The 26,417-nt window shown below is 31.2% G+C and carries 14 protein-coding genes; 5 read left to right on the forward strand and 9 right to left on the reverse strand.

The features are described 5' to 3' along the window. Window positions 1-117: 117 nt before the first annotated feature. From PXD04_RS17550 to PXD04_RS17560, 3 genes are all read right to left on the reverse strand, one after another. Window positions 118-315, reverse strand: a complete 198-nt coding sequence (locus tag PXD04_RS17550) for a histone family protein (protein WP_323736111.1) — start codon at window positions 313-315, stop codon at window positions 118-120. A gap of 286 nt (window positions 316-601) precedes the next feature. Next, a complete protein-coding gene (locus tag PXD04_RS17555) occupies window positions 602-1,126 on the reverse strand; it encodes a nitroreductase family protein (RefSeq protein ID WP_323736112.1) in 525 nt (174 codons plus the stop codon). Window positions 1,127-1,245: 119 nt separating this feature from the next. Next, window positions 1,246-1,776, reverse strand: a complete 531-nt coding sequence (locus PXD04_RS17560; RefSeq protein ID WP_323736113.1) for a flavodoxin family protein — start codon at window positions 1,774-1,776, stop codon at window positions 1,246-1,248. A gap of 597 nt (window positions 1,777-2,373) precedes the next feature. On the opposite strand from PXD04_RS17560, the gene PXD04_RS17565 reads away from it, so the two are divergent. Then, a complete protein-coding gene (locus tag PXD04_RS17565; RefSeq protein WP_323736114.1) occupies window positions 2,374-2,757 on the forward strand; it encodes a putative zinc-binding protein in 384 nt (127 codons plus the stop codon). Between the two features lie 38 nt (window positions 2,758-2,795). Here PXD04_RS17565 and PXD04_RS17570 read toward each other — a convergent pair whose 3' ends face one another. After that, entirely contained in the window at window positions 2,796-3,509 is a 714-nt protein-coding gene (locus tag PXD04_RS17570) for a 4Fe-4S double cluster binding domain-containing protein (RefSeq protein WP_323736115.1), read from the reverse strand. Window positions 3,510-4,313: 804 nt separating this feature from the next. Between PXD04_RS17570 and PXD04_RS17575 the strand changes: the two genes are divergently transcribed. The 3 genes from PXD04_RS17575 (at window position 4,314) to PXD04_RS17585 (ending at window position 7,248) form a co-directional block, all read left to right on the forward strand. Next, on the forward strand, window positions 4,314-5,237 hold the full coding sequence (locus PXD04_RS17575; RefSeq protein WP_323736116.1) for a zinc ribbon domain-containing protein: 924 nt from the start codon (window positions 4,314-4,316) through the stop codon (window positions 5,235-5,237). Between the two features lie 282 nt (window positions 5,238-5,519). Beyond that, window positions 5,520-6,704: an ATP-binding protein gene (locus PXD04_RS17580; RefSeq protein WP_323736117.1), complete on the forward strand. Its 1,185-nt coding sequence runs from the start codon at window positions 5,520-5,522 to the stop codon at window positions 6,702-6,704. Between the two features lie 133 nt (window positions 6,705-6,837). Further along, the gene (locus PXD04_RS17585) at window positions 6,838-7,248 is read left to right on the forward strand and encodes a DUF3990 domain-containing protein (protein ID WP_336470736.1); all 411 of its coding nucleotides are present in this window, start codon (window positions 6,838-6,840) and stop codon (window positions 7,246-7,248) included. Between the two features lie 111 nt (window positions 7,249-7,359). Here PXD04_RS17585 and PXD04_RS17590 read toward each other — a convergent pair whose 3' ends face one another. The 4 genes from PXD04_RS17590 to PXD04_RS17605 form a co-directional block, all read right to left on the reverse strand. Then, window positions 7,360-7,491: a hypothetical protein gene (locus PXD04_RS17590; protein ID WP_323736118.1), complete on the reverse strand. Its 132-nt coding sequence runs from the start codon at window positions 7,489-7,491 to the stop codon at window positions 7,360-7,362. 128 nt (window positions 7,492-7,619) lie between these two features. Next, on the reverse strand, window positions 7,620-14,486 hold the full coding sequence (locus tag PXD04_RS17595) for an Ig-like domain repeat protein (RefSeq protein WP_323736119.1): 6,867 nt from the start codon (window positions 14,484-14,486) through the stop codon (window positions 7,620-7,622). 226 nt (window positions 14,487-14,712) lie between these two features. Further along, on the reverse strand, window positions 14,713-14,895 hold the full coding sequence (locus tag PXD04_RS17600; protein ID WP_323736120.1) for a hypothetical protein: 183 nt from the start codon (window positions 14,893-14,895) through the stop codon (window positions 14,713-14,715). A 228-nt stretch (window positions 14,896-15,123) separates the two neighbouring features. Next, entirely contained in the window at window positions 15,124-22,284 is a 7,161-nt protein-coding gene (locus tag PXD04_RS17605) for an Ig-like domain repeat protein (protein ID WP_323736121.1), read from the reverse strand. Window positions 22,285-23,247: 963 nt separating this feature from the next. On the opposite strand from PXD04_RS17605, the gene PXD04_RS17610 reads away from it, so the two are divergent. After that, on the forward strand, window positions 23,248-24,738 hold the full coding sequence (locus PXD04_RS17610; RefSeq protein WP_323736122.1) for a transposase: 1,491 nt from the start codon (window positions 23,248-23,250) through the stop codon (window positions 24,736-24,738). Window positions 24,739-25,059: 321 nt separating this feature from the next. Here PXD04_RS17610 and PXD04_RS17615 read toward each other — a convergent pair whose 3' ends face one another. Beyond that, window positions 25,060-26,187 (reverse strand): MFS transporter, encoded by a 1,128-nt coding sequence (locus PXD04_RS17615; protein WP_323736123.1) that lies wholly within the window; start codon window positions 26,185-26,187, stop codon window positions 25,060-25,062. Window positions 26,188-26,417 lie beyond the last annotated feature (230 nt).

Here is a 26,417-nt window from a genome sequence, read left to right on the forward strand (position 1 = left end):
TATATACATAAGTAACAATCATACCAAAAAAAAGTTTCATCCACATAAAAAAGTATTACAAAAACGAATTTATGCCAACACTCCCTAAGAAAAAAAAATAGAAAAAAAATAATAAAATTATAATGCTAATTTAATATCTTCAGCTTTAACAGTTTTTCTACCAGCGTGTTTAGCTAATTTAGTAGCTTCAATAGCAATATCTTCACCATATGCTTCTAAAATTTGTGCTAACTCTTCTGCAGCACTGTCACTGATTCTTGCTGCACCTGCATTTTTTAAAATTCTTTTAACCGGTGCAACTGGTAATTCTGCCATATTTTCACCTCATAATAACTATTATATAATAATAGTATATACCAAGTTCTATTTAAAGATTGCTTAAAAATTAATATAATTATATAAAAAATACTAAAACATGGTACAAAAAAATTAGAGATATCCAAAATAAATTTTAATAAAGAACACCATTTCAAAATTATAATAAAGATACAAAAAAATACAATTAACAATAAAAATCAGATACATCAAAAAATAAAAGTAATAATCTAAACAACAGACTAACAATAATAAAACACTATTCAAAATACACCAGAATATAAAATTACCATTTATTCCAATGTAATTTATTCTCATCCCACTTATCCTTAACCAAAGAATCACCCCCAGGATAACCTAAAGCTATAATTCCAAAAGGAACAATATTACCAGGTAAATTAAAATATTTAATTAACTTTTCACACCTTTCACGTAAAGGATAAATACCCAGCCAGACACCACCCAAACCAAGAGATTCAATGGCCAACAACATGTTCTCAATACTAGCCGAACAATCCTGAACCCATAACTCAGAAAAATTTTCAACACAACGATCCATATTACCACAAACTAAAATTCCAGCAGTTGCAGTTTTAAACATACCCGAATACTCATGAAGATCCACCATGAAATCAAGAATATCCTCATCATCAAAGACTATGAATTCCCATGGCTGAAGATTAATGGCAGACGGCGCACTCATACCAGCACGAACAATAAGCATTAAATCCTCACGACTTACCTTCCTATCCGTAAATTCACGGACACTTCTCCTATTAAAAATAGTTTCCAAAACATTATTTTCTGACATAATATACTATATGCATACAATCAGTATAAGATACTTACAATTTTTAGAAGAAAAAAATAATAAAATGTGAATAATTGGGGGGGGTGATTAATTTATATGATTAAGTTAATATGCTACAATTATAATTCTGCTGCTATAGCTTTAACTTCATCTATGTATTTTTGTAACTCCTCTTCGTCACCAGCATTTTGTGTTCCCATTGCTGTAACGTTACCAACAACTTCCATTCCCATGAATCCGAATGGCATTGTCTTAAAGGACTCTATATAATTTCCGAATACATTTTCTGGTTGTGCCTGTGTGAATATTGTAACTACTTTTTTACCTTCTAATGTTTTTTCAGGGTTTCTTGAAATCTGGTAGAATCTGTCTATGAATGATTTTGCTTGTGCTGTAATTTGACCATAGTATATTGGTGATGAGAATACAAGTACATCTGCATCAAGTAGTGCTTTGATTATTTCGTTTCCATCATCATCTATTACACAATCTCCTTCAACACATCCCATACATGCGTTACATCCATTTAATTCTTTTTCGTTTAAGAAGATGTATTCTGTGTCTGCGTCTACTGCTTCTAAGAATTCTTTAACAAGTACGTCACAGTTTCCGTTTTTTCTTGGACTTCCTACTATTCCTAATACTTTCATTTTATCACCTATTATAATTATTTTATTTTATATAATTGTATTTTTGTTAAAAGAAGTAATTTAAATTTATCCCTAAAATATTTATTGAAAAAAAATAGTTAATGCATCATTAAGAAGTAGGAGCTCTAAAAAAAATTGTTAATAAGTTAAATCTTATAAAAAAAAATTTTTTATTAAAGATATAATTGGATAGCTATATTTACATGGTAGTTTTAGTTAAGTAGTATTAAATATATTATCGTTATTCTTTAGTATCTTTTTTTTATAGATTATAAGCTTATTATTTTGTTTTTCCGTTGTACTAGTAACTGTTTTAATTATTGTGTTTTACCAATCACACCGAATAATCATAAGTGTTACTAGTTAATTAATTCTAACTTTAATATTTTATTAAATAAAAGAAAATATTTTATTTAATATTTAAACACAAACTTTATAGAGATAAAAAAGACTATGATTATTTTTTTTTATATTAATTCTATACTCCCTACATAGTAGGGTATATATACATATATTGTTAGTAATATATAAATATAATGATAAATCATTATATTTATGTTATGGTTTAAACAAAAAATAGGTGAAGTGAGAAAAAAAATGAAAGAAATAGCATTATGCGCATGCAGTGGAATGAACCCAAGAGGACAAGTAGCAAGAGCAGCAGTACATGACCTAACCGAAGAAAATGAAGCATACAAAACATGTTGTATCGTAGCAACAGCAGGAGGCAAACAAAAATACATAGACCTTGCAAAAACACACCCTATAGTAGCAATAAATGGATGCAAACAAAACTGCACAACAACACTCCTAAAACAGAAAGAAGCAACAGTAGACAAAGTAATAGTAGTACCAGAAGTACTTGAAGAGTATGATCTTACAGCTGAATGCACTGTGAGAATGAATGAAAACGATGAGCAATGCGTGAAAATAATAAAAGATAAAATTATTGAAACTATTAATGAAATAACAGATGAATGATCATATTCATCTGTACCCAAATAATACAACTCTTTTTATCAAATTTTATCCTCTTTTTTCCTACTGTTTTTATTAACCAATCCCCATGGACAAACCTTCACACACAAACCACACAGACGTGGCTTACCCATTGATTCAAGCCTGTCAAAGTAGGATGCACATGCTCCTGCATCATATCGCTCATCACGTGAAACATCTTCACTAAATTCCTTATCATCAAATGCATTAACTGGACAATTTTCAACACATAACCTGCAACTTTTACACCTTGACTTCATCCTCTTATTCTCTACGGGTAGTGCTGCATCTGTTAGGATTGTTGCCCACCTGACACGCGGACCATAATATGGATTGATGAATAATGCACTTTTCCCTATCCATCCCAGGCCTGCAAGATTAGCTACTAACTTATGGGATATTTCGCCGACAAAGTTTTCTCCCGGGAGAATGTAGGAACTGTCAACATTCACTGCATTAAAACCATATTGCTTTATTATTTCTACTATATGGCTTGCATTTTCATTCAGTAGATTATTGACTTGTGTGTATGCTTCCAAGTATTTTTTTCTGCCTTCATCTGTATCCAGATTATCAACTATGTTATCTGGAATGTTGATTCCTATTGCTATTGCATAGTCATATCTTTTTAACTGGTCCAGGAATACCGCTTCCTTATTTTCTTCCAGATTGGCAAATCCGTATAGTGTTAGTTTTGCTTCACAGTATTCTGTTAATTTTTCATATAATTCCATGATTTTTTCATCCGATGATATTATAATTATGTTAATTATTTTGTTTTACTTGTATTTATAATTCATTGCTTGATATTTATTGATTGTGTCGTATGGGTATGGTTGTCTTATCATTTTTTGGGAGATGTTATTGTATTAGTAGAATTTATTGCTTGTATTATTGTGTGTAAGATTTTTTCTACGCTCTATTAATACCTTAATGATTAAACAGATATTATTCTAGTAATAGATTAAATAAATCAAATAAAACTTTATTAAAATATCATTTAAATAATTGTCTCTTTAAAATTTTATGAACAGCATCCAATTATATAAATTTTTATTATAACATACTGTACCATGTTACACATAATTTTAGATGAAGTTAAACTTAAAAAGAATAGTTGTTAGTTTCATTGGCAATACGTTTTATAATAAGTTTAGTGTGGAAAGATTTTTTAAAGTTGTAAGGTAATATTATTACCAGTTTATTTAGGGGTACTTTGTACCTTTATTTTATTCTATTTTTTTTTGTAAATAATTAATTTAATACATGACATGAATACTATTTTATAGAAAATTATATCTATTAATTTAAGATATTAATATTTTTTAAGTTATTACTTGTTTTAATCATAGCACTATTCGATTATATTTATCCTAGTAGTAATATTATACTATTTATTATGTTAACATATACATGTACTAGTATTATTATATGTAGTTTTCATTATAACCCATAGGTTACCATAATTATTTTAACCAATAACAATAATAACAATATCATAGACAAAAGACGAAATAATAATAGGAGAAAAAAGAAAAATGAACGAAAAAGTCATATGCCCCAACTGTGGACACGAAAACCAGATAAACATGAACCAATGCTCACAATGCGATGAAGAACTACGAAACTACACCTACTTCAAAAATGATTTCAAAGACTTCTACAAACTATTCAGCACACAAAACATAGAACTACTCGAAAAAATACCACTAACAGACACAGCATATGACAGCATACTAAACACTATCATCGACATAGGAATAGAAAACTACCCGGCAATACCAGAAGATCCAAACACACAACACCTAATAAAAATAGCAAAACCATACGCAAGAGTACAATACGACAACCAAAACACTCACCCAGAATTCTTCAGCTACTACTCATTCAACCACATATACATCAACAGAATAACACCACACCAAATGATACCAGGAGCAATAATACATGAACTAGCACACCACCTATTCAATGAAATAATAAAACAATCCATAATGCACCTACTGAATCTTGAAAAAAACCTGTACATAGAATCATTCGCATGGTACCTTACACTACAAAATGAATACCTTAAAATAGCAAACGAATTCGTATCACATAGAGTACAGGAATACTTTATACCAGAACACTTCACAGGATACACATCACTACTGGAACTATTGGAAGAAAACAACGACCTGGAACATAAAAAGATAGAAACAGCACTCAGCGTAGGATTAAGTGTGAGCCAGGACGTAATATTCATACTCGAGAAATACATTACACCTAACATAAATACAAACCCTGATACCAGCCAATACCACCGCCTAGAATTTAACATAAGAGAACTTGATGAACAGGAAAAACTCAACGCAATGTACACCATCATACTAAACACGTTCAAATTCATAGCAGAACATAAACGTGACATGCAACCCGTACTAAACGATTTAAACGAAAGCTATATCAGATATAATGTTTAAATACATATTAACTCCCTCCATATACATATCATCATTTTATTATAAAAGAACTTTTTAGATTTAAAACACTTTTTTAAAAATAAAAAAGCAATTTACTTATAGTAATGAAAAACAAATATTTACTTATAAAAATATAATTTAATAGTAAAAATGAATTTTAAATTTAAAAATATGATTTAAACTGATCAGCATAAAACATTATTATATTTCTAAAAAGTAATTTTAAAAGCATAAACTACTTTCAACATTTAACATACATTTAAAGGGAGATTAAGAAAAAAAATGAAATACATGCCCATAGTAATGCCAGAAGACATAGACAAATATTTCTACAACAGAACCAACGAAATAGAATTACTAAATGCCAACTTATCACTACTCGAAAAAGGAATACCAAACCAATACCTATTAACAGGATACAGAGGTATAGGAAAAACATCACTTCTAAAAAAAATACTAAAACACCAACCCAAAAAATACCTAACCACATACATAGACCTATCAGCAATATACGGCCAACAAAAAGGAAAAATAACAGAAGAAGAACTAATCAAAGAAATACTACACCAAATAGAAGAAACACTAGAAGAAAACAGCACCACACTAAACAAAATTAAAGAAAAACTAATAAAAAACCTAAACCAACTAAAACTTAAAAACTACACATTCAATAACACATCACTACACGATATTCCAATACCAACCATAACAGAAAACTATAGCAAACTAAGCAAATTCGTCATGGAACTACCACAAAAAATAGTTGATACAATAGACGAAATAAAAGGATACATAATAGTAATAGATGAATTCCAATTATTAAAAACATTAGAAAACCCCGAAGCATTCTTCTGGCTAATACGAAGTTATACACAAAAACAATTTAATGTAAGCTACATATTCACAGGAAGCGTATCAAACACGGCAGAAATAATAACCATGATAAATGGACAAACAGGAGCATTTGGAGGAAGAATGCTACAAATAAACATCAACCCATTCACTAAAGAACAAACAAAAAACTATATAGATGAAAAATCCAATAACATCAAATTTACACCAGAAGGATTTGAACGATTCTACAAATGTACAAGAGGAATACCAGCATACATAAACAGCTTCTGTAATATACTACCAAATAACATCACATGTACACCAGAAATAATTAAAGAATCAATGATACTAAACATAGACAACATAGCAATAATGTGGCTAAGAGTATGGGGAACCCTAAACAGAACAGAAAAAGAACTAATAACACTATTCGTGGAATATGGATCAATGAATAATAAAACAATCCAAGACAAAGTAGATTATACAAAAATCACACTAAACAAATACCTAGAAATATTAAGCAACAAGGGCATAATAGACTATTCAGCAGACAAAAAATACTACCTAGCAGATGAAATGCTAAAAACATGGCTGAAAATAAAAAAAGACACCCAAGGAAGATACCCACAATAAACCATAACCAAAATAAGGACCAATTAACATTAATAATATTATAAAAAGAATATAAATTATATTAAAAGAAGGATAAAAATTATGAAAATATACCATGGAAGTACAGTAATTGTAAAAAAATCCTGAAATAAGAATTGAAAAATACAATAAAGATTTCTACTTTGGATTTTATTGTACTTTTTTAGAAGAACAAGCTATTCGTTGGACCACACGTTTTGGTGAAGGTTATGTAAATACATATAATTACCATCCAGATAATTCACTAAAAATATTAAAATTTGAAGAAATGAGTGAAGAATGGTTAGATTTTATAATTTCGTGTAGAAGTGGTCATCCACACGAATATGATATTGTAGAAGGTCCTATAGCTGATGATACTATCTATAACTATATTCAGGAATATAATGATAATAAAATTAGTAGAGAAGCATTTTGGTCTTTAGTAAAGTTTAGATATCCTACACGCCAAATCTGCTTTAATACTGAAAAATCCCTTAAAACTATTAAATTCTTCAATGCGATGAAAGAATATGAACAAAAATAATAATGCTTTATTTTACACATGTAGTTTAATTGAATTTATTTCTAGACGAACAAAAAATCATAGAAGTGATGTTGTATCTTATCTTGATGAAGATATTGAAAGAATATATAATTATGATTCACCTGTTACTGTTCCTGTAATATACTTGTTATTACCGTTTATTACCAGATTTTTAATTGCTTCGCTTAGTGTTATGGTTTCTGTTACGTAATATGTGTCATCACTATCAAGTGATATTGTCATGTCTTCTTCTGCTTCTTATAGTATTTTTACGATATGTATTATTATGATATATAATAAATTTATATAAAAAAAGGGTAAAGTTTGAAGCAGGAACCCCAAGATCCCCAACTCCAAAAAAAAATAATAAATTAGGAGGTTATTTCAGTTGTTGTAGCACGAGCACCCATATAACCCTCACGAGCTCCAGTAACAAGCATCACTTCTTTCACATTAGTACCCTTAGCTATCTTAATACCTGTAAGATCAACATTACCATCCTTAACAGTGAAATACTTAACCTCACCATTTTCCTTATAGGTAATACCATTGATTTTTACACATACCTTATTATTTCCAACAACATTCTTATTCTCATAATCCGTGAATCTTGCTTTCACACTTAACACATTATTCTTAATACCAGTCTTAATAAAGTTAACATTAATTATACTTCTCTGCACATGGAAAACTGATGAATTACGTGTATCCGGATAGAATACCGGATTATCATAAACTGCCTCAACAGTATAATTTTTAACACCACTATCATCAACTCCACCCATACCAGTTGGTACATGATAAGCATAATTTATCACTGAATGAGTAACACGGATACGGTCTGCTTTACCATTTTTATCCTTAATAGTTACACCATTCACCTTAAATATAATGTTAGCATCAGTAGTAAGACTAGTTTTATTAGTTGCCCCTGGTGTCACATCACTAAGTGTAGCAGTAAATACTATGTCAGTATTCTGCACAGCCTTATTAGGTGTAATTGTTACTTTTACCTGAGCATTCCGTTTTTTGATGTTAGCTGTTGCCACATTAGCCTTAGCAGCATCATACTTGGATGATCCACTATAGCTTGCTGTTATGTTTTTACCATTTCTAAGGTAAAGGTCAGCTTTAATAGTGTATTTTACTACACCATTCTCTACGTGCAGTTTTAATGGACTGCTGTTTGTGTCAAAGCGTCCATCAGTTCTTAGTGTTTTTCCGTTTAATTTGAATACAATGTTTCCTCCACTTACCGGTTTTCCATCATCATCAGTCACATAAGCAGTTAGTGTAATGTCTTCTCCTATTACTCCAGTAATGGATGGAACTTTTACTACTGTCTTGGATGTGCTTGCCTTGAATGATGCTTTAACGGTCTGAGTCTTGTATTCAGGGTCTTCATATTTCACGGACACATTGTTTGTTCCTTCTACTATGCCTGTTGCTGGTAACTGGTAGTTACCATTCTTATCTGTTGTAACAGTACTGGTTTTACCGTTTACTGTTACCTGTACTGGTGCATAGCTTATTGGCTTGTTTTGTTCGTCTACGAGTTTACCTGTTATGGTAATATTATCCTTGAGTTTAGAATCCTTAATTGGGTCTACTGTTAATTTTGCTTCTTTTCTGGTTGCCGTGAATTTACCACTTGCACTGTTAATGTTATAGTTAGCATTGGATGCTGTTGCTGTCACATTATTAGTGCCTTCACGGACATTGTTTGCTTCTACTTGGAAGTTTCCATTACTATCCGTGACTGTAGGTATGGTTTTACCGTTTACAGTTACATTTACTGGAATGTTAGGTAATGTTTTACCATTCTTATCGGTAACCTTACCCTTGACTGTAGCAGTTTGGTCTACTTTCACATTAGATGGCATTGATAGTGTGATTGTTGCATTGTTTTTAACAACACGTGCAGTTGATTCCATGTTTGATGGGTTATACTTACTGTTTCCATCATAGATTACTATAACTTCCTTGTTGCCAACAGTACTTGTAGGAATAGTTACCCGGATGTTTCCATTATTATCAGAGGTGACATTTTGTGTTTTACCATCAAAGGACACTTTTACCTGTGCGGATGCTACTGGTACTGCTTTTTCATCCACAACTTTAGCACTGATTACAACATTTTCGGTTACTGGCACATCCTTAATTGTATCAATTGTTATCTTAGTGTTTAACTTTTCAACAGTTAAGGTTGTAGCTGCAGTACTGTTCATGTAGTTATTGTTTCCATTGTAGCTTGCCCCTACATTGTGTGTACCCACAATGGTGTCATTAAATGTTATGGTGTATTTTCCATATGCATTTGTAACTGGACTTGCCACGAGCTTGTTATCTACTTTCACTTCTACTTTTTCACCACTTACAGGTTTGCCTGTAGCATCAACTAGTGTTCCAGTTATTAGTGTTGATTGTCCTGCTTTTACCGGACTTGTAACGTTAACTGTTAATGTTGTAGCTGACTTTGTTACCTTGAATATGGTTGTGTTTGTTTTAGTTGCATATTTATCATCTGAATAGGTTACTGTGACATTGTATTCGCCTGCACTTATATTGTAAGCACCTATTATGTAAACTGCCCTACCATTTTCTGCCTTAACAGTATCTGCAATGTAATCAGGGATATTAATATTCACATTATCATTTGCATCACTTGGTAATGATATTATGATTGTTTCAATATCACCATAGGTGATGTTTTCAGCTGATACATTGATAGTGTAAATGGTTTTCTTAGTGACACTGAATTTTGTTGTGTTACTTGTTGGATCATAACGAGTATCGTCTCCACGATAAACTGCATTTACTGGTATGTTTTCGCCTGCTTCTGTTGTATTATAAGTGTATCTGAAAGCACCATCTTCATCTGTTCTTACAGTAGTAACAAGCTTATCATTTATGCTTATTTCTATGTATGCATCGCTTATTTTGTTACCCCTATTATCGGCTAAGTTACCAGTGATTACTGCATTTTCTCCTACTTGAACAGTAGCCTTTTCTATTGCTAATTCAAGTATTGGTCTCTCTGCATCCACAGGGATTAATACATCAATACTACTAGCAAGGTATGCATCGTTTTCTTGGAATTCAACCAGTACAGTAATTAAACCAGACCTGCGTATATGATCACCTAATGGTACAATTATGCTTTCTCCTGTATAATCAGCTTTAACAGGAATGTAACCTTCAATAGTGATATTTAATTTACCATTCATTGAAGTGTTACCATCAGCACCTTCTACTCTTATTTCTAGTGATACATTACCCAGTGTACTGTTAACTACTCTTACAATATCTGTTGTGGAGTTAATCTTGTTCACAAGTAATTCGAGGCTTTCACTGGTAGCCTGTTTTGTCTCATCTTTTAGGTATGATGCGTTAACTGTGATTGTTCCATTACTTGTTGGAGTATAAATGTAATTGTATTCTCCTGTTTCTGTGTCGAAGCCTGCTGGGTATTCCTGGCCATTTATTGTTACTATTACATTAGCATTACTGAGCATTACTCCTATTTCATTATATACATTACCGTATATTGTGACTTGTTGTCCTATTACTGTCATGTTACGGGTCATGTTTATAGTGATTCTTGGGTCTACTGTTACTGTTATTGTTGTAGTGTTTTCCTGTCCATGAGTATTTCCTCGTGCATTGCTAGGAAGATAGTGTGTGTTTCCTTCATATGTGATGTTGATTCTTGCATCACCAGGTTCGGTTAGGCCAGGTAATAGTATATCAGCTTTACCATTGTCTAGGTCGCCTTCTCCAAGCAATTCTCCACTAGTAGCGTTAAATACGCTTACATGACCTGTAGGTATTAGGCTGCCTGTAGTGTTTGTTACGTTAACTCTTATTGTTACTTCACCGGATTTGTTACTTAATACTTTCTCTACCACTGTTATGCTAGGAATCTTTTCAACATTTATTACGTACACATCTTTATCGAATGTGAATGCAGTTTCATTCCTATAATTACTTTCAAGGTATATGTTGTTTTCCTGGTAGTATACCAGTAACTTGTTAGTTCCAGGCTCTAATGGTAGTGTCAGGTTAACACTTCTGTTTCCAACTTGTACTTCCTGTTCTAATAATTCACTGTGTATGAAGTCATACACGTAGATTAGACCAGTGGTTACAAAGTTTTCTTCATCACTTGTTGTGGTTACGTTTACTCTGATAGTCACATTATTATATGAATTATTCAATAACTCAACATTGGTAATTGTTGGAAGCTTATTAACAATGAAAGATGAATTATTCCTACTTTCCTGGATTAATATGCTGCCGGACTCTGTTTTAGTAGCATTGAATGTTACATTAAAGTTGATCTGGCCACCAGTGTCGGTTGTGAAATTGTATTCATACCTTCCACCAGTAAATGGTACTAGGATAGGTTCCTTGCCATCAATATCTATTGTAACATTACCATTTTCTACTGGATTGTCAAATTCATCGAATACTTCTCCACTTATTGTAACATTTCTTGTGATGTTCTGTTGTTTTGGTGAAACTTCGACAGTGATTCTGCTGGCTACCGGCCTAGCAGTAAACATGGTTATGACTTCGCCAGTAGTGTTATTGATACCTGTACTGTTAAGATCAACATCTGACTCCACAAACTCTACCTTAAACATTACAGGGTCAGTTGTTGTGATGTTAACTTCATCACTTAATGCTATCCTGGTAGTATTACCAGTTATTGGGTAAAGTTTACTGTTTTCACCAACTGTAACATTAATATAACCACTTGTAATGTTGCCTGTGAATTTAGTGTCGTTTTCTCGTACACTAACATCAATGGTTACGCGGTTAACAATATCATCTACAACGGATACATTAGTGATTGTAGGTATCTTATATAATGAAAATACTGTAGTATTTTTAAAATCAAAGTAATTAGTATTACCTTCCCATTCTACTATGATATCATAATCTTTTGCTTCAGTAAGCGTGAATGTAGTACTATAAGTTCCAGTATTAGTTGTAAGAACGTTATGTGTTTCGGTACCCATAGTAACATTTATATTTACTTTGCTTCCAATATGATTTCCAAAGTCATTTGCTACCCTACCGGAAACTGTTAAAGTACCACCTACCTTAATTGGACCATTATTGTTAATAGTTGCATTAGTAATACCCTTTGTTACTGTAAATGTGGTGGTGTTCACTGAACTTGCATACAATCCGCTTGCTATGAATGTTACCTCAGCAGTTTTTGTACCTATGTTTGTATAGGAGCGTAAATACTCAAATTTACCATCCACGATATTAGCTGTTTGTGGATTATTCACATTCGTTAATTTTATTGATACCTGACCTGATTGAATTACTTCACCGGTTTCAATATCATATACGAATCCTGTTACATTGGTTTGTCCACCATACTGTGTATCACTAGCTGTGAATGTAATGTTAGTCTTATATGGGTTAACTGTTAACTTTGTGGTATTTGATGTTGCATTAATACCTTTTGCTGCATCTCCACCGTAAGTGACTCTTAAATTATTTGCTGTATCATCAGCCAGATCTGTTATGTATTCAAATGAATATTCTCCAGAGTCATTAGTTATTGTGGATGCTTTGTACTGATTTTTAAATGTTAAATTAACAGTTGCTCCACCTATAGGATCACCTGTCATATTGGTTAATACACCATATACTTTGACGGGTTTTGCACCTGTTACCTCTGTTTCATTAGTGTATATGGATATATATGATGGGTCACCTTCTACTGTGAATGTAACACTTTTTGTTCGTGCATTACCAATACCACCATGTGCAGCTACAGTTAATGTGGCAGTGTAAATTCCCAGATTGTCTGGTGTATAGTTAAAGTATACTTCACCATTTGCATCAGTATTGCCTATGGCAACATAATCACCGATTGTTAAAGTTACCTTATTTGCAGATATTGGATATTCTCCATTTAATGTTCCTTTAATAGTGAAAGTATCTCCTACTCGTCCACTAGATGGATTAACACTGGCAGTAAGTGAAGGATTCTTAATACTTTTTGGTATAAACTCGGTTGAATTGGATATGCTTGATTCATAACTATTATCTTCTAGAGAAAAATATGAAAACCATACTGTTTTCCAGGAATAACTTCCCACTTTTACTTGTTGTTTAATATATGCATAGCTTAATTCAATCTTAGCTGTACCATTAACTACAGGTGCATAATATGATTGTTCATCATTTGTATCAACATATATTGTTCCATTTCTAACTGTATCGTTATACTTATCATTGATTAAAACATATAAGTTAAAAAGGACGTCATCATATATTTCTGTTTGATCATGTATATTTAAATCCAATTCTCTGAAATCCAAGCTTATAGATAAATAATTTCCTATATACTCATTATCATGTATTTCATTGACTTTTCTACTGAGTAAAGAATCATAAGTAAATGTTCCACTATTACGAGTATTGACATTGTTAATGAATGTGTTATTAACTATTTTACTTGTTTGAGGTAAAAGTAATATGAATGAATTTGTAGTACCTGATACTGTATTTCCTTCTATAATGTTTCCTTCTAATGTTACTACTCCACTTGGAATGTATAGAACACCATTATTTGGATTAGCTCCTGAAGTAATTGAAGTTGACCTACAGTTAGTGATGTTTGAATCCAGTATTGTTATATTACTGTTTGTTGATGATAATACTGGTGCATTGGAAGCTGCACAATTTGTGATTGTCATATTTTTTATTGTTAGGTTCATGTTATTTGCTGTTAGGAATGCTTGTGAGTTTCCGTTTATTGTTTTACTATTACCGTTTATTACCAGGTTTTTGATTGCATTGTTTATTGTTATTGGTCCGTTACTTGTTAGATCATTTTTTAGTGTGATTGTTAGGTCATCGTATGTTGTGCTTGTTAGTGCTGTTTTTAATTCTGTGTAGTCGTTTACTGTGATTGGTTGTGTTTCTTGTTTTGTGTTCTGTTTTATTGTGTCTTTTTTTGTGATTGTCTTTGTATTTGTTGTTTTATTTTCATTATTTATTTTTTCATCGTTTGTTTCAGGGTTAGTATTGCTAACTCTGTTTTGTACCATTTTATCCACATCATATTTTTGTGGTGTGGATATTTCTTTGTTGTCTGTTATTCCTTGTGTGTTGTTGGTATCGTCTGTTGCTGATACCATTGTTGTTCCTAGTATTAGTGCTAGGAATATGGTGAGGAATATTAGACAATGTTTTTTGTTTAATGTCATAAGTTTTTTCTCCTTAATTACATTAAGCTTTTTTTTGTTTAATTTGTTAGTGGTACACCTAACTTTTTAAACAATGTTATACATTGCTTTTTTCTTGTATTTTAAACTTTTTTTTAATATTTTATTAAAGTTTGTGAGTTTTGATTATTAACCAATTATTTTGATTAATGGATTGTTTTTTATTTTAGGATATATTTATATGTTTATTAGTGGGATTTGATTTTTTTCATGTTTTTAATGGTTTTGTTTGATTTTTTTGATTGTTTTCTTTTTTTATTTTATAATAGTTTATTATTTGGTTAATGATTTTTGTATATTTTCCAATTCCTTTAATTATATCATTTTTTGAATATAACTCTTTTACCATATAATTATTAAACAATATGTCATTAATAATATGTAATTTCATGATTACCCCTAAAACAACATAATTAAATAAAATACAAAAAAATTATTTAAAACAAATCAATAAAAATCTATAAAGAAAGAGCAAAATAAATGGAATAAAAATAAGAATTTAATAAAAAAAATAAGTAATAAATCACATCTAAAAAAATAAAATCATAAAAAAATAGCCTTAAAAATAAAAAAAAGGAAATAATGAATCACATGATTCAATTATCCCCCTATTTGGTGTTTAATTAAATGTTATATCTGTTGTTGTTGCACGTGCTCCAAGGTATCCTTCACGGGCACCGGTTACGAGCATAACCTCTTTAACCTTTTGTCCACTACTAATTTTAATACCTTTTAGATCAACTCTTCCATTTTTAACATTGAAATATTTGACTTTACCATTTTCCTGGTAAGTTTTACCGTTGATTTTCACACATACCTTATTTGTTCCAACAAGATACTTGTTTTCGAAATCCTTAAATGTTGCTTTAACACTTAAGACATTACGTTTTATAGTTGTCTTAATAAAGTTTACTTTCACTTCACTTCTTTCAACGTGGAAAACACTACTGTTTCTTGTGCCCGGATAGAATACAGGATTATCATATACTGCTTCAACAGTATAATTTTTAAGTCCATTAGAATCATATCCACCCATACCAGTTGAAACATGATATACATAGTTTACTACACTGCTCGTTACTGGTAAACGTTGTGCTTGACCTTTACTATCCTTGATGGTTATGCCGTTTAGTTTGAATATTAAGTTTGCATTTTCTGTTAGACAAGTCTTGTTTCTTGCATTACTTGTAACATCTTTTAATGTTGCAGTGAATACAATATCATTGTTTTGTCTTGTCTTCTTAGGTGTCACCGTTACAGTAGCCTGTGCTGTTCGTTTACGTATGTTTACACTGGCAGTGTTAGCTTTTGCCTGTTCATATTTATATGATCCACTGTAACTGGCGGTAAGATTTTTACCATCACGTATGAATTTATCAGCAGTCATGGTATATGTTACTATTCCATTTTCTACTTTGAACTTGTATGGTGTACTGTTTGAATTGAATTTTCCATCTGTTCTTAGTGTTTTTCCATTCATTTTAAAGACAAGGTTTCCACCATTTACAGGTCTTCCATTTTCATCAGTTATTCTTGCAGTGAGTGTTATTTCTTCTCCAAGTGTACCGTTTATGGATAATACTGTAACTTTTACTTTGGTCTTAGTTGCCTTGAATGTTGTTTTTGCAGTCTTTGTATCGTATTTTGTATCTTCATATTTTACTGTTACATTGTTTGTTCCTGCGAGTGTGTCACTCGTGGTAATCTGGTAGTTACCATTTGTTCCGGTTATTGCCGTGATTGTGTTATTGTTTACTGTTACTTTTACTGGTGCATTTGTTATTGCCTTGTTTTCATCATCTACTAGTTTTCCTGTTATTGTTACAGGTTCCCCTACTTTTTTATCAGTTATTGGGTTTATTGTAACTTTTGCTTCTGGTTTATGGGCTGTGAATTTTGTTGTTGTGTCATCTGATTTGTATGCTTTGTCACCAGCATTTACTTTTATAGTGTTTGTTCCTTCAGTTGGTGTTACTTCTAATCTGAAGTTACCGTTATCGTCGGTTACTGTTCGTACTGGTTTGCCGTTCACATCAACTGTTACTGGCATGTTTGCTAATGGTTCTCCATCTTCGTCTGTTACTTTACCTGTTACACTTGTAGGTTTACCTAGTTCTGCATCTTTTATTGGGTCTACTGTAACTTTAGCCTGTGATTTGTTTGCATTGAATGTACCGGATACATCATCAATACTGTAATCTTCATCACCAGCTGTTACCTTAACTGTGTTTGTTCCTTCTGTTGGATTTACTTCAACTTGGAATTCTCCGTTCTCATCAGTTATGGTTCTTACTGGTTTGCCATTCACTGTAACTGTTACTGGCATGTTTGCTAATGCTTTGCCATTGTTGTTTGTTATTTTACCTGTGATGTTTGCTGGTTGTCCTACTTTCACATCTTTTGGCAGTTCTACCTGTGCTGTTGCAGTGTTTTTGTCTGCTTTGCTACTGGTTTCTGCTTGTGATGCAGTGTATTTGTTGTTTCCGATGAATGTTGCTGTTACTGTTTCCTTGTCTGTGTTTGTTACTGGGAAGCTTGTTTTGTAGTTTCCGTCTTTGTCTGTGGTTACGTTTTTGATGTTTCCATCATAGTTTACTTGTACTGTTGCACTGCTTATTGCTTTGTTGTTTTCGTCACTTAGTTTTCCACTTACTTCTATGTTTTCATCAACTCGTACTGGTTTTGTTGTGTTGATTGTTAGTTTTGTTCCTAGTTTTTCTACTGTTAATGTTGTAGTGTCTTGTGATTCAAAGTACTTATTGTCTCCGGCGTAGCTTGCTTCTACATTGTGTGTACCCACAATGCTTTCATCAACACTTGCTGTGTATTTTCCATTATTATCTGTTGTAGTGTTAGTGATTGCTTTACCGTCTACTTTAACTAGTACTGTTGCTCCACTTATTGCTTGTTTGTCTTCGTCGAGTAGTACTCCTGTGATTGTGGATTTTTCTCCTGATTTTACTGGTGTGGTTACGTTTACTGTGATTGTTGTGTTTATTTTGTTTACTGTTATCTCTGTTTTTTGTGTGCTGTTATAGTATTCATTGTTTTCTGTGTATTCTATTGTTACAGTTACTGTGCCATCTGCTGTTGTTGTTATTGGAATGTTTGTTGTGTTTCCTGTTACTGGTATTGTTTTTGTTTCTGTTGGCGTGGTTACTTTGAGTGTTCCACTTGTTACTGCTTGGTTATTGTGGTCTGTTACTGTTACATTTAGGATAGTGTTTCCTACTTTATTGTTTTCCACTGTTATTGTGGTTGTTGTAGGTATCTTATTTACAGTTACTATGATGTTTTCACTTGTTACTATTACTTCATCATCCAGTATGTATGATGCGTTAACTGTGTATGTTCCTGCTTTTGTGAATACTTGACTGATTCCTTTGGCATATTCATCAGGGCTTACTTCCCTGATTGAGCCGTTAATGTTTAACCTGATACTGCCGGTTAATGGGTTAGCATTTGGATCATTTACTGTTCCATGGAGTAATGCTGATTCATTAATCATTATGGTGGTTGAGTCAAATATGCTTATTTCTGGTAATGCTACATTGAATTGTACTGTTTTTGTACTGTCATTGTAGTTGGTGTCATTTGTAAATGTTACATTAACAGTGTATTCTCCTGCACCTAATTTTTCAACAGTTGATACGTTAACTCCATCATCTGATAATTTGGATGATTCTATGACATATTCATCTACTATTTCATTGTCTTTAATGATTCTGACACTTATATTACCATTTGCATGTTCATATTCTGGTAGTGTTACAGTGATTGTTTCATCATACCCTTTAGTAATATTCACTGCTGTTACATCAACACTTGATGCAGCCTTGGATATATTGAATAGGGTAGTGTTGGTTTTGGTTGCATAGTTATCATCACTATACTCTACGTTTACTGTGTATTCATTTACTGGTAACTTGTATGCTTCTATATCAAGTTTTGCCTGTGAATTTGTGACAGGTACTTGCTCTGATATATCGGTTCCAATTATACTTATTTTCACACTTCCTGTAGCATCACTTGGTACACTTACAGTTATGGTTTCAATTTCACCATAGGTGATGTTTTCTGCTGATACGCTGATATTGTAATCAGTGTTCTTGATTACGTTGAATTGTGTTGTGTTACTTGCTTCATCATAACGAATATTGTCGCCCCTATAAACTGCTTTTACAGGAATATTTTCACCGGTCTCATTTGTAGTATATTCATACCTGAACTTACCAGTGGCATCTGTTCTTACAGTAGCAACAAGTGCATCATTTATGCTTATTTCAATGTATGCATCTATGATTTCGTTACCATTAATATCGGATAAGTTACCAATGATTACTGCATTACTTCCTACTTCAACAGTACCATTTTCTACTGCTAATTGTAGTACTGGTACCTGAGTATCTACTGGTATATTTGTTTCAGCACTGCTTCCATAATATACATCGTTTTCAGGATATTCCACCAGTACATTGATTAATCCTGACCTGGTAATATGATCGCCTAATTGCATTATGATACTTTTTCCTGTATAATCAGCTTTAACTGGAATAATACCATCAACAGTAATATTTAATTTACCAGTCATTGAAGTGTTACCATCAGCACCTTCTACGCTTATTTCTACTGACACGTTACCGAAAGTATTGTTAACTACGCGTATAATAGTAGTTGTGGAATTAATCTTGTTAACTAGTAATTCCAGGTTACTGCTGGTAGCTGCTACTATACCCTCTTTAGTGTATGAAGCGTTAACAGTTACTGTTCCATTACTTGTTGGAGTATATGTGTAAGTGTATTCTCCTGTTTCTGTGTCGAAGACTGCATTGTAATCCTCATCATTAATAGTTACAATAACTCTTCCACTGGTTGCTTTTTGTCCTGTTTCATTAAGAACAACTCCACTGACAGTTACTGTTTCTCCAATAACTGTTACATTTTTGTCTAATTCTATTGAAATGGATGGATCTACAACTACTGTAATTGTAGTGGTATTTTCCATTCCAGGAGTGTTACCCTTAGCGTTGCTTGGCAGATAAATTGTGTTACCATTATATGTTACGTTAATTAGTGCTTCACCCGGCTCGGTTAGACTAGGTAATTCTATGTCAACCCGGCCATATTCTAGGTCTCCTTCACCAAGCAATTCTCCACTAATAGCATCAAATACCTGTACATGTCCATCAAGTACGAGAGTATCATCCATGTCTGTAACGCTAACAGTTATTGCTACTTCACCTGACTTGTTACTTATTACTTCCTCTATATTTGTGATACTAGGTATTCTTAGAACATTTATTACGAATACGTCCTTATCAAGTGCAAATGCACTTTCGTTTCTGTAATTACTTTCCAGGTATATGTTGTTTTCCTGGTAATATACTAGTAACTTATTAATTCCAGGACCCAGTGGTAGTGTTAAATCAACATAATTATTTGCAACTGGCTGTTCTTGGACTAATAATATGCTGTTAGTGAAGTCATATACATATATAACACCAGTTGAAACAAACTTACTATTGTTTCCTGCTTCAGTTACGTTTACTCTGAAAGTAACATTACCATAACTACTGTTTAATAATGTTACATTAGTAACAGTAGCAAGCTTATCAACCATGAAAGATGTGCCGTTCTTACTTTCCATGATTAATATGTTACCCTCTTGTGTTCTTATAGGCTCGAATGTAACATTAAACACGTTAAGGCCAAGAGTACCTGTTGTAATATTATACTCGTATCTTCCACCAGTAAACGGTACACGTACCGATACAGTATCATTAAAGCTTATTGTAACATTACCCTCTTCTACAATATTACCGTATTCATCAACTACTTCACCACTTATTGTAACATTACGTGTAATGTTCTGAACACTTGGTGTTACAAATACAGTGATATTACTGGATAATGGTGCTGCAGTAAACTCTGTGATAACCTCGCCGGTGGTACTGTTTACTCCTGTACTGTTATAATAGTATTCGTTTTCAACATATTCTACCTTAAAGTCTAATGGGTCAGTTGTTGTGATGTTAACAATATCATCCAATATTATTCGTGTAGAAATCATAGAAACTGGGTAAAGTTTGGATTTATCACCAACAGTTACATTGATGAAACCAGATTCAATAATATTCTTATGATTAGTATGATTTTCTCTTACCAGTACATCTAATGTTACATTATAGAGTTTATCATTTATTACTGTTACATTAGTTATTGTTGGAATCTTATTAATCTGACATGAGGTATTATTAATCGAACCAACATAATAATCTGTGTTATTTACATATTCCACTTTAACAGTATATGTTCCATTTTTTCTAATGGTGAATTTTTGTTCAAAATGTCCATTATCATCAACATATACTGGAAGGAATATTTCATCACCGACACTAATATTTACTGCCGTGTTAACGACTGGTTCATCAAATTCATCATATAATAAACCACTGACAATTAAATCATCACCAACACATAAATTATCATTAGTTACGATAGTCATATTAGTTTTTCTTGGCAATACATTAAATGTTGTAGTGTTAACAGATTTAGCATATACATCATATCTTGGAAATGTTACTATTACAGTATGTTCTCCCACATTAGTTGCATTATAATTAATTGTAAATATACCATTTTCATCAATAGGAATACCTTCCTGAGTATGTACATTTTTACCATCATGTGATATATTTATATTTACTATTCCATCTTTTAATATTTCATGATTAACTGCATTATAAACACTACCATTAATTGTGGTATTTTGTCCTATTGTAATATTTGTTGCATTAATAACATTATATGTGTCTGCACCTTGTACAACAATATTTGTTTTTTTGTCTATTTCAACTTCACTTATTCCTTCATAAAGTATTCGAACAAAATAAAATTGTTTTCTGATTGGTTTAGATGCAGTGAATTTAAATTCATAATAACCATTAGTATCTGTATGAGTTTCATATAGTACTTTATCTTCAATTATATCCCCATCTTTATCTCCAGCTATTAATTGCATTGTAGCATTATAAACTAGAATTGTTCTCTCTTCTTGAGTATCTTCGAATTTTACAGTACCTGATATTTTAACTTGTTGACCAACTTTAACAGTACTTGCTGATCTAGTAAGACCAATGGTTGTCAAATCAGCATCATCAACTTTACCTTTAATCAACTTAAAAGTTTTAGTACTACTCTGATAACCTGTTGGTGCATAATATGTTAATTCTATACGTTGAGAAACATAGTTATTCTCAGGTAAATCATTATAGTTTATAGATACTGTTGCTACACCACCAGTAACTGGAATACGAGCAAAATCTTCCATAGCAATATTTACAAGTAGTTCACCATCTATATCAGATTTATCCCCACCATTAGTATGGTATAAATTAACATTAAATGTTTTGGGACCTTCATTATTCCATAGCTTAGTATCATGAATATCTTCATATGAAGTAGGATCTATTTCTACATCATTATAAGTGACTTTTTTAGTGTTACCTGTTTGTGTTTTCTTAGTGATTGTCTTAGTATAATTGTTGTCTTCGTTATCACTGTTTGTTGTTTTTTCCACGTTTGCGTCCAGTTTAGTCTCTGCTATACTGGATTGTACCATGTTATCCACATCATAATTGGCGGGTGTGGATAATTCTTTATTGTCTGTTACTCCTTGTGTGTTGTTAGTATCATCTGTTGCTGATACTACTGCTGTTCCCAGTATTAGTACTAGGAATATTGTAAGAAATATTAGACAATGTTTTTTGTTTAATATCATAAAGAATTATATCTCCATAATTTTTTTTTCTTACATTATTTTTTTTACGTACTTGTTTACTAGTGGTACACCTAGTAAACTTACTTATTAACATTAGTCTTATACCTATTCGTATATTTTCATGTGTTTTTAAGTTATTTATTAATCAACCTTATTTTTATTTGATTAATACTATTAATTTGTTAATTGAAACTTATATATCTTATTTAATATTGTTTTATTCTTTAAAATATCCAATTATAATAAGTAAAATTTGTTAAATAATATATTATTACTTGAAATTATTATACTTCATAACATTAAATTGGAAGAAAGATTATACAAAAGCATAAAAGAAGAATTGGAACAAATACATTTTTTATATTATAAAATATTTTAAAATAAGAGAGTATAACCTTAAAAAGTTAAAAAATAGTAATTATATTTGTATACTGTTTATAATAAAGGAGATAATTTATAAAAATATTATAATCAATAAAATCTTTAAAATGAATAATATTATTATCCAAGAAAAATATTTTTCATACCCCACTCATATGTAATTACCACTAATTATTATGATTAAATTATATGCAAACATGAATGAGATTGTTATAAATAGTTAATGACATTTCCTATGTCACTTGAGTATTGGACAAAACTTTTAAATCGCTTATTTTTATAATATTTTTTATATTTTTGCTCTATTTTTGTATTTTTTAGTTGTATGTTCTCTTTCTAATTATGTATTACTTTTTTACTATTTAATATTATTATTTTTTCGTTATTTTTATCATTTATTTTTCTTATTTTCCATTACTTTTATATATTATTTTAATTATAATTTATTATAATTACTTATTATTGAATATAACTTATTAGTTATAAGTTATAAGTAATTTAGAGTTTAAATAAAAATGTATTATTAAATTTATAAATGAATTATAGGTTATATTATAATTTATTGATGTGTGGTGTTTTGTTATGATTTCAAAGATTTTATTGGAAAGGAGTAAGTTTATTCGTGATAATAAGTTTATTAATTTGGTTTTGGATGATGATTTGCTGTTTTTTATCATGTTTTTTGTTGAAAATTATTGTGATGAGATTTGTGCTGATTTTGTTCAAAAAGGCACGGGTAGGCCTCGTTATCCGATTGAAAGGATGTTATGTTTGATTTTATATTCATATTGTAAGAAAATTTTTTCTCCAGTACTTATTGAGTCTAATTGTGTTACAAATATTCCTTATATGATTATAATGAATGGTTTAATGCCTTCTAGTCGCAGTATTAGTCGTTATCGTAAACTTTTAGGTTGTTATTATAAAGTTATATTATCTAAGACATTACAGTTAGCTTTGGATTTAAATTTAACGGATTTTGACCATGTAGCTATTGATGGAACAATTATTAAGGCATATAATAGTAGTTATAATGTTATTCGTAAAAGTGATGTTAATCGTTTATTAAAGATATTAGAAAATGATAATTATGATCAAGAGTTAATTAAAAAATTAAAAAAACCTGCACGTGATTTGTTAGAAGATAAAATGAAGTTAGATCAAAAAATTGACTTTTTATATCATATAAAAGAGGAATTAAGAAAATCAGGACAAAAAACATGTCCCCTTTATGATACTGAAGCTCGTTGGATGTTAAACAAAAAAGGCAAAAAAGAATTATCATACAACCTACAATCAGCAGTAGACTACACCAGTAAGTTAATACTAGCTGTGCATGTTTCCAATAAGGCAAGTGACCATTATCAACTACCTCCAACACTAGTAAAAGCTATAAATAACAGTCCAGTACCTCTTAATAAAATTAGTGCAGATACAGGATATCACAACGAAATAAGTATGAGTATACTGGAAAAATACGAATTAGACGGATATATTGTCAATCGAAAACAAGCAAAAGAAAATAAAAAGAAATACAACCCTAATCCATTCCATAAAGACAACATGATAGAAATAGAAGGAACCAATGCATTCTTATGTTTCAACAATGAACTATTATTCTTCAAATACAAATACATAGTAAAAAATAATGCTAAAAAAGAAGACACAGACCCTTATGAAATAAAAAGAATATATAATAACCCAGAAGCTTGTTATATGTGCCCTTACAAAAAATTATGCTTCACAGACAGCCACGTACACAGACAAATAACAGAATACGGATCAGAATACTCACAACAAATGAAATACAAACTAGAAACAAAAGAAGGAAAAGAAGAATATCAAAAAAGAGGAAAAACAGTAGAAGCACCCTTCGGAACACTCAAACAACAATACCACATCAACCAACTACCATTCATAAACAAACAAAACGTAGAAAACATAATAAACCTATACAGCATAGCATACAACTTAAACAGAATATTCGAAATAATACACATAGATTTAGATGAAAATAACGAATATCAAACATTCAAAAAAGAAAAAATCAAAGAATACAAAACAATACCCTGAATAAAAAACATAAAATAACAACCCTTTTAGAACAAATCACTGTTGGTTAATCCTGGACTAAAAATAAACCATTAATAAAATTAACAATGTTAAGCATTTTTCAGAAAAAATAAAAAACCACACCAGAAAAGCCCAAAACAAACCCCAATCAACCTAAAAACAAGAATAAACAATTTTACAAAAAAAGCCCCATTTAACTAAAAAAAGAACAAAAAAGAAAGTATCAATAAAACTAAGTCATCAGAAAGTTTTGTCCAATACTCCACTTGCAAAAAAAAATTGTTGGGGGTGGTGAAAATATTAAATTGTTCACAATATTTGTTATCTCAAGTGTGGATATTTCCTTACTCTGTAAAGTGCTGTTGGTAATGCAATAATAAAATATATAACTGAAGTAATAATAATCATAATAGCTAATCTCCAATCAAGGAATAATCCACCAACAAATATTCCGATTGATCTGTTCATATTGTTGATGAATAAGTATGAACCGTTCGCAAATTCCTTAGCATCTTTAATTGATGAGCTCAGCCAGTACTGTGAAATAGTATGCATCGAACCATCTAAGAGTCCAAACATGATTAAAACTACAAATACAAATGCCGGCACATCAACTCCAAATGCTAATAAGAGCACAACAATTGCAAAGACTATTGGGTATATTACGATTGGAAGATTGTTCTTCTTGATAATGAAAAACCCGAAGAGACTTGTTCCGAATACTGATGCAATACCAGTAGCTAATAAAAATGTTGATATTACTTCAAGTGGAACCTTAGTAAATACTGCTAATATTGTGGAGAAGTAATTGTTAACAACACTTATTCCAATTCCTATTAGTATTGTGAAGAGTACTGATACTAGGAAATACTTTTCTTTAACAACACTGAAGTTTTTAATTGCACTGGTTTGGTGGCCCTCCATTTCTGGAAATAGGAAGTAAATTCCAATAAGTGCCAGGACATTTATTAGACATAGCCATACATTTACGAAAAGATATCCGAATGTTACACCAATGTGTGTTGATATTGATAATCCAAGGAAACTTCCTGCTGATACTCCCAATACTACTTGACTAACATTTTGTGGATCTAATTCTCCCATTATTGTTAATGCTATACTTATTGCTGATGAATAGAAGAATGCCTGTATTAATCTGATAGTTAATGCTAGATAGAAGTTTTGTATGAAAATCTGTAGGAAACTGCTCAATATGAATATTGATATACTGATTAAGAAGAATCTTCTTCGTTCATACTTGGAAAAATAAGATGGTAAAATTAAACCTGTTACACTTAATATTAATGTGAATAGTGCGACGAATAGGCTTGCCATACTTAATGGTACTTTAAAGTAATCTGCTATTAAAGGTATTACTCCTAGTATGCTTATAAAGGATGATAATGCAAATGCCATTAAAAATAAACTGAAAGTTAGTTTTTTATCCAATTTTCCCTCCATTTATTCCGTTTAAAATATTCTCCAACGAAGTATATTGTTTATTATATCGGATTGCATTATATTTAATTTTTTATTGTTAAAGATTATTATGGAAATCTATGGATTTATAGCATAGCTTCATATGTTATCTTCTATTGTTTGTAAATATTCTAAATTGATTAACGGATACTTTGTTCATATGTTAAGTACTACTTATAGGGATATGTTTTAGTTAAATA

It is taken from the genome of Methanosphaera sp. ISO3-F5 (assembly GCF_034480035.2).
GTDB lineage: Archaea > Methanobacteriota > Methanobacteria > Methanobacteriales > Methanobacteriaceae > Methanosphaera.

Bases quoted from the DNA above. Each gene is read 5' to 3' on its own strand.
- PXD04_RS17600 (WP_323736120.1), bottom strand. From the start codon at position 14,895: ATGAAATTACATATTATTAATGACATATTGTTTAATAATTATATGGTA.
- PXD04_RS17590 (WP_323736118.1), bottom strand. From the start codon at position 7,491: ATGACAATATCACTTGATAGTGATGACACATATTACGTAACAGAAACC.
- PXD04_RS17610 (WP_323736122.1), top strand. From the start codon at position 23,248: ATGATTTCAAAGATTTTATTGGAAAGGAGTAAGTTTATTCGTGATAAT.
- PXD04_RS17575 (WP_323736116.1), top strand. From the start codon at position 4,314: ATGAACGAAAAAGTCATATGCCCCAACTGTGGACACGAAAACCAGATA.
- PXD04_RS17565 (WP_323736114.1), top strand. From the start codon at position 2,374: ATGAAAGAAATAGCATTATGCGCATGCAGTGGAATGAACCCAAGAGGA.
- PXD04_RS17550 (WP_323736111.1), bottom strand. From the start codon at position 315: ATGGCAGAATTACCAGTTGCACCGGTTAAAAGAATTTTAAAAAATGCA.
- PXD04_RS17595 (WP_323736119.1), bottom strand. From the start codon at position 14,486: ATGACATTAAACAAAAAACATTGTCTAATATTCCTCACCATATTCCTA.
- PXD04_RS17555 (WP_323736112.1), bottom strand. From the start codon at position 1,126: ATGTCAGAAAATAATGTTTTGGAAACTATTTTTAATAGGAGAAGTGTC.
- PXD04_RS17560 (WP_323736113.1), bottom strand. From the start codon at position 1,776: ATGAAAGTATTAGGAATAGTAGGAAGTCCAAGAAAAAACGGAAACTGT.
- PXD04_RS17570 (WP_323736115.1), bottom strand. From the start codon at position 3,509: ATGGAATTATATGAAAAATTAACAGAATACTGTGAAGCAAAACTAACA.
- PXD04_RS17580 (WP_323736117.1), top strand. From the start codon at position 5,520: ATGAAATACATGCCCATAGTAATGCCAGAAGACATAGACAAATATTTC.
- PXD04_RS17605 (WP_323736121.1), bottom strand. From the start codon at position 22,284: ATGATATTAAACAAAAAACATTGTCTAATATTTCTTACAATATTCCTA.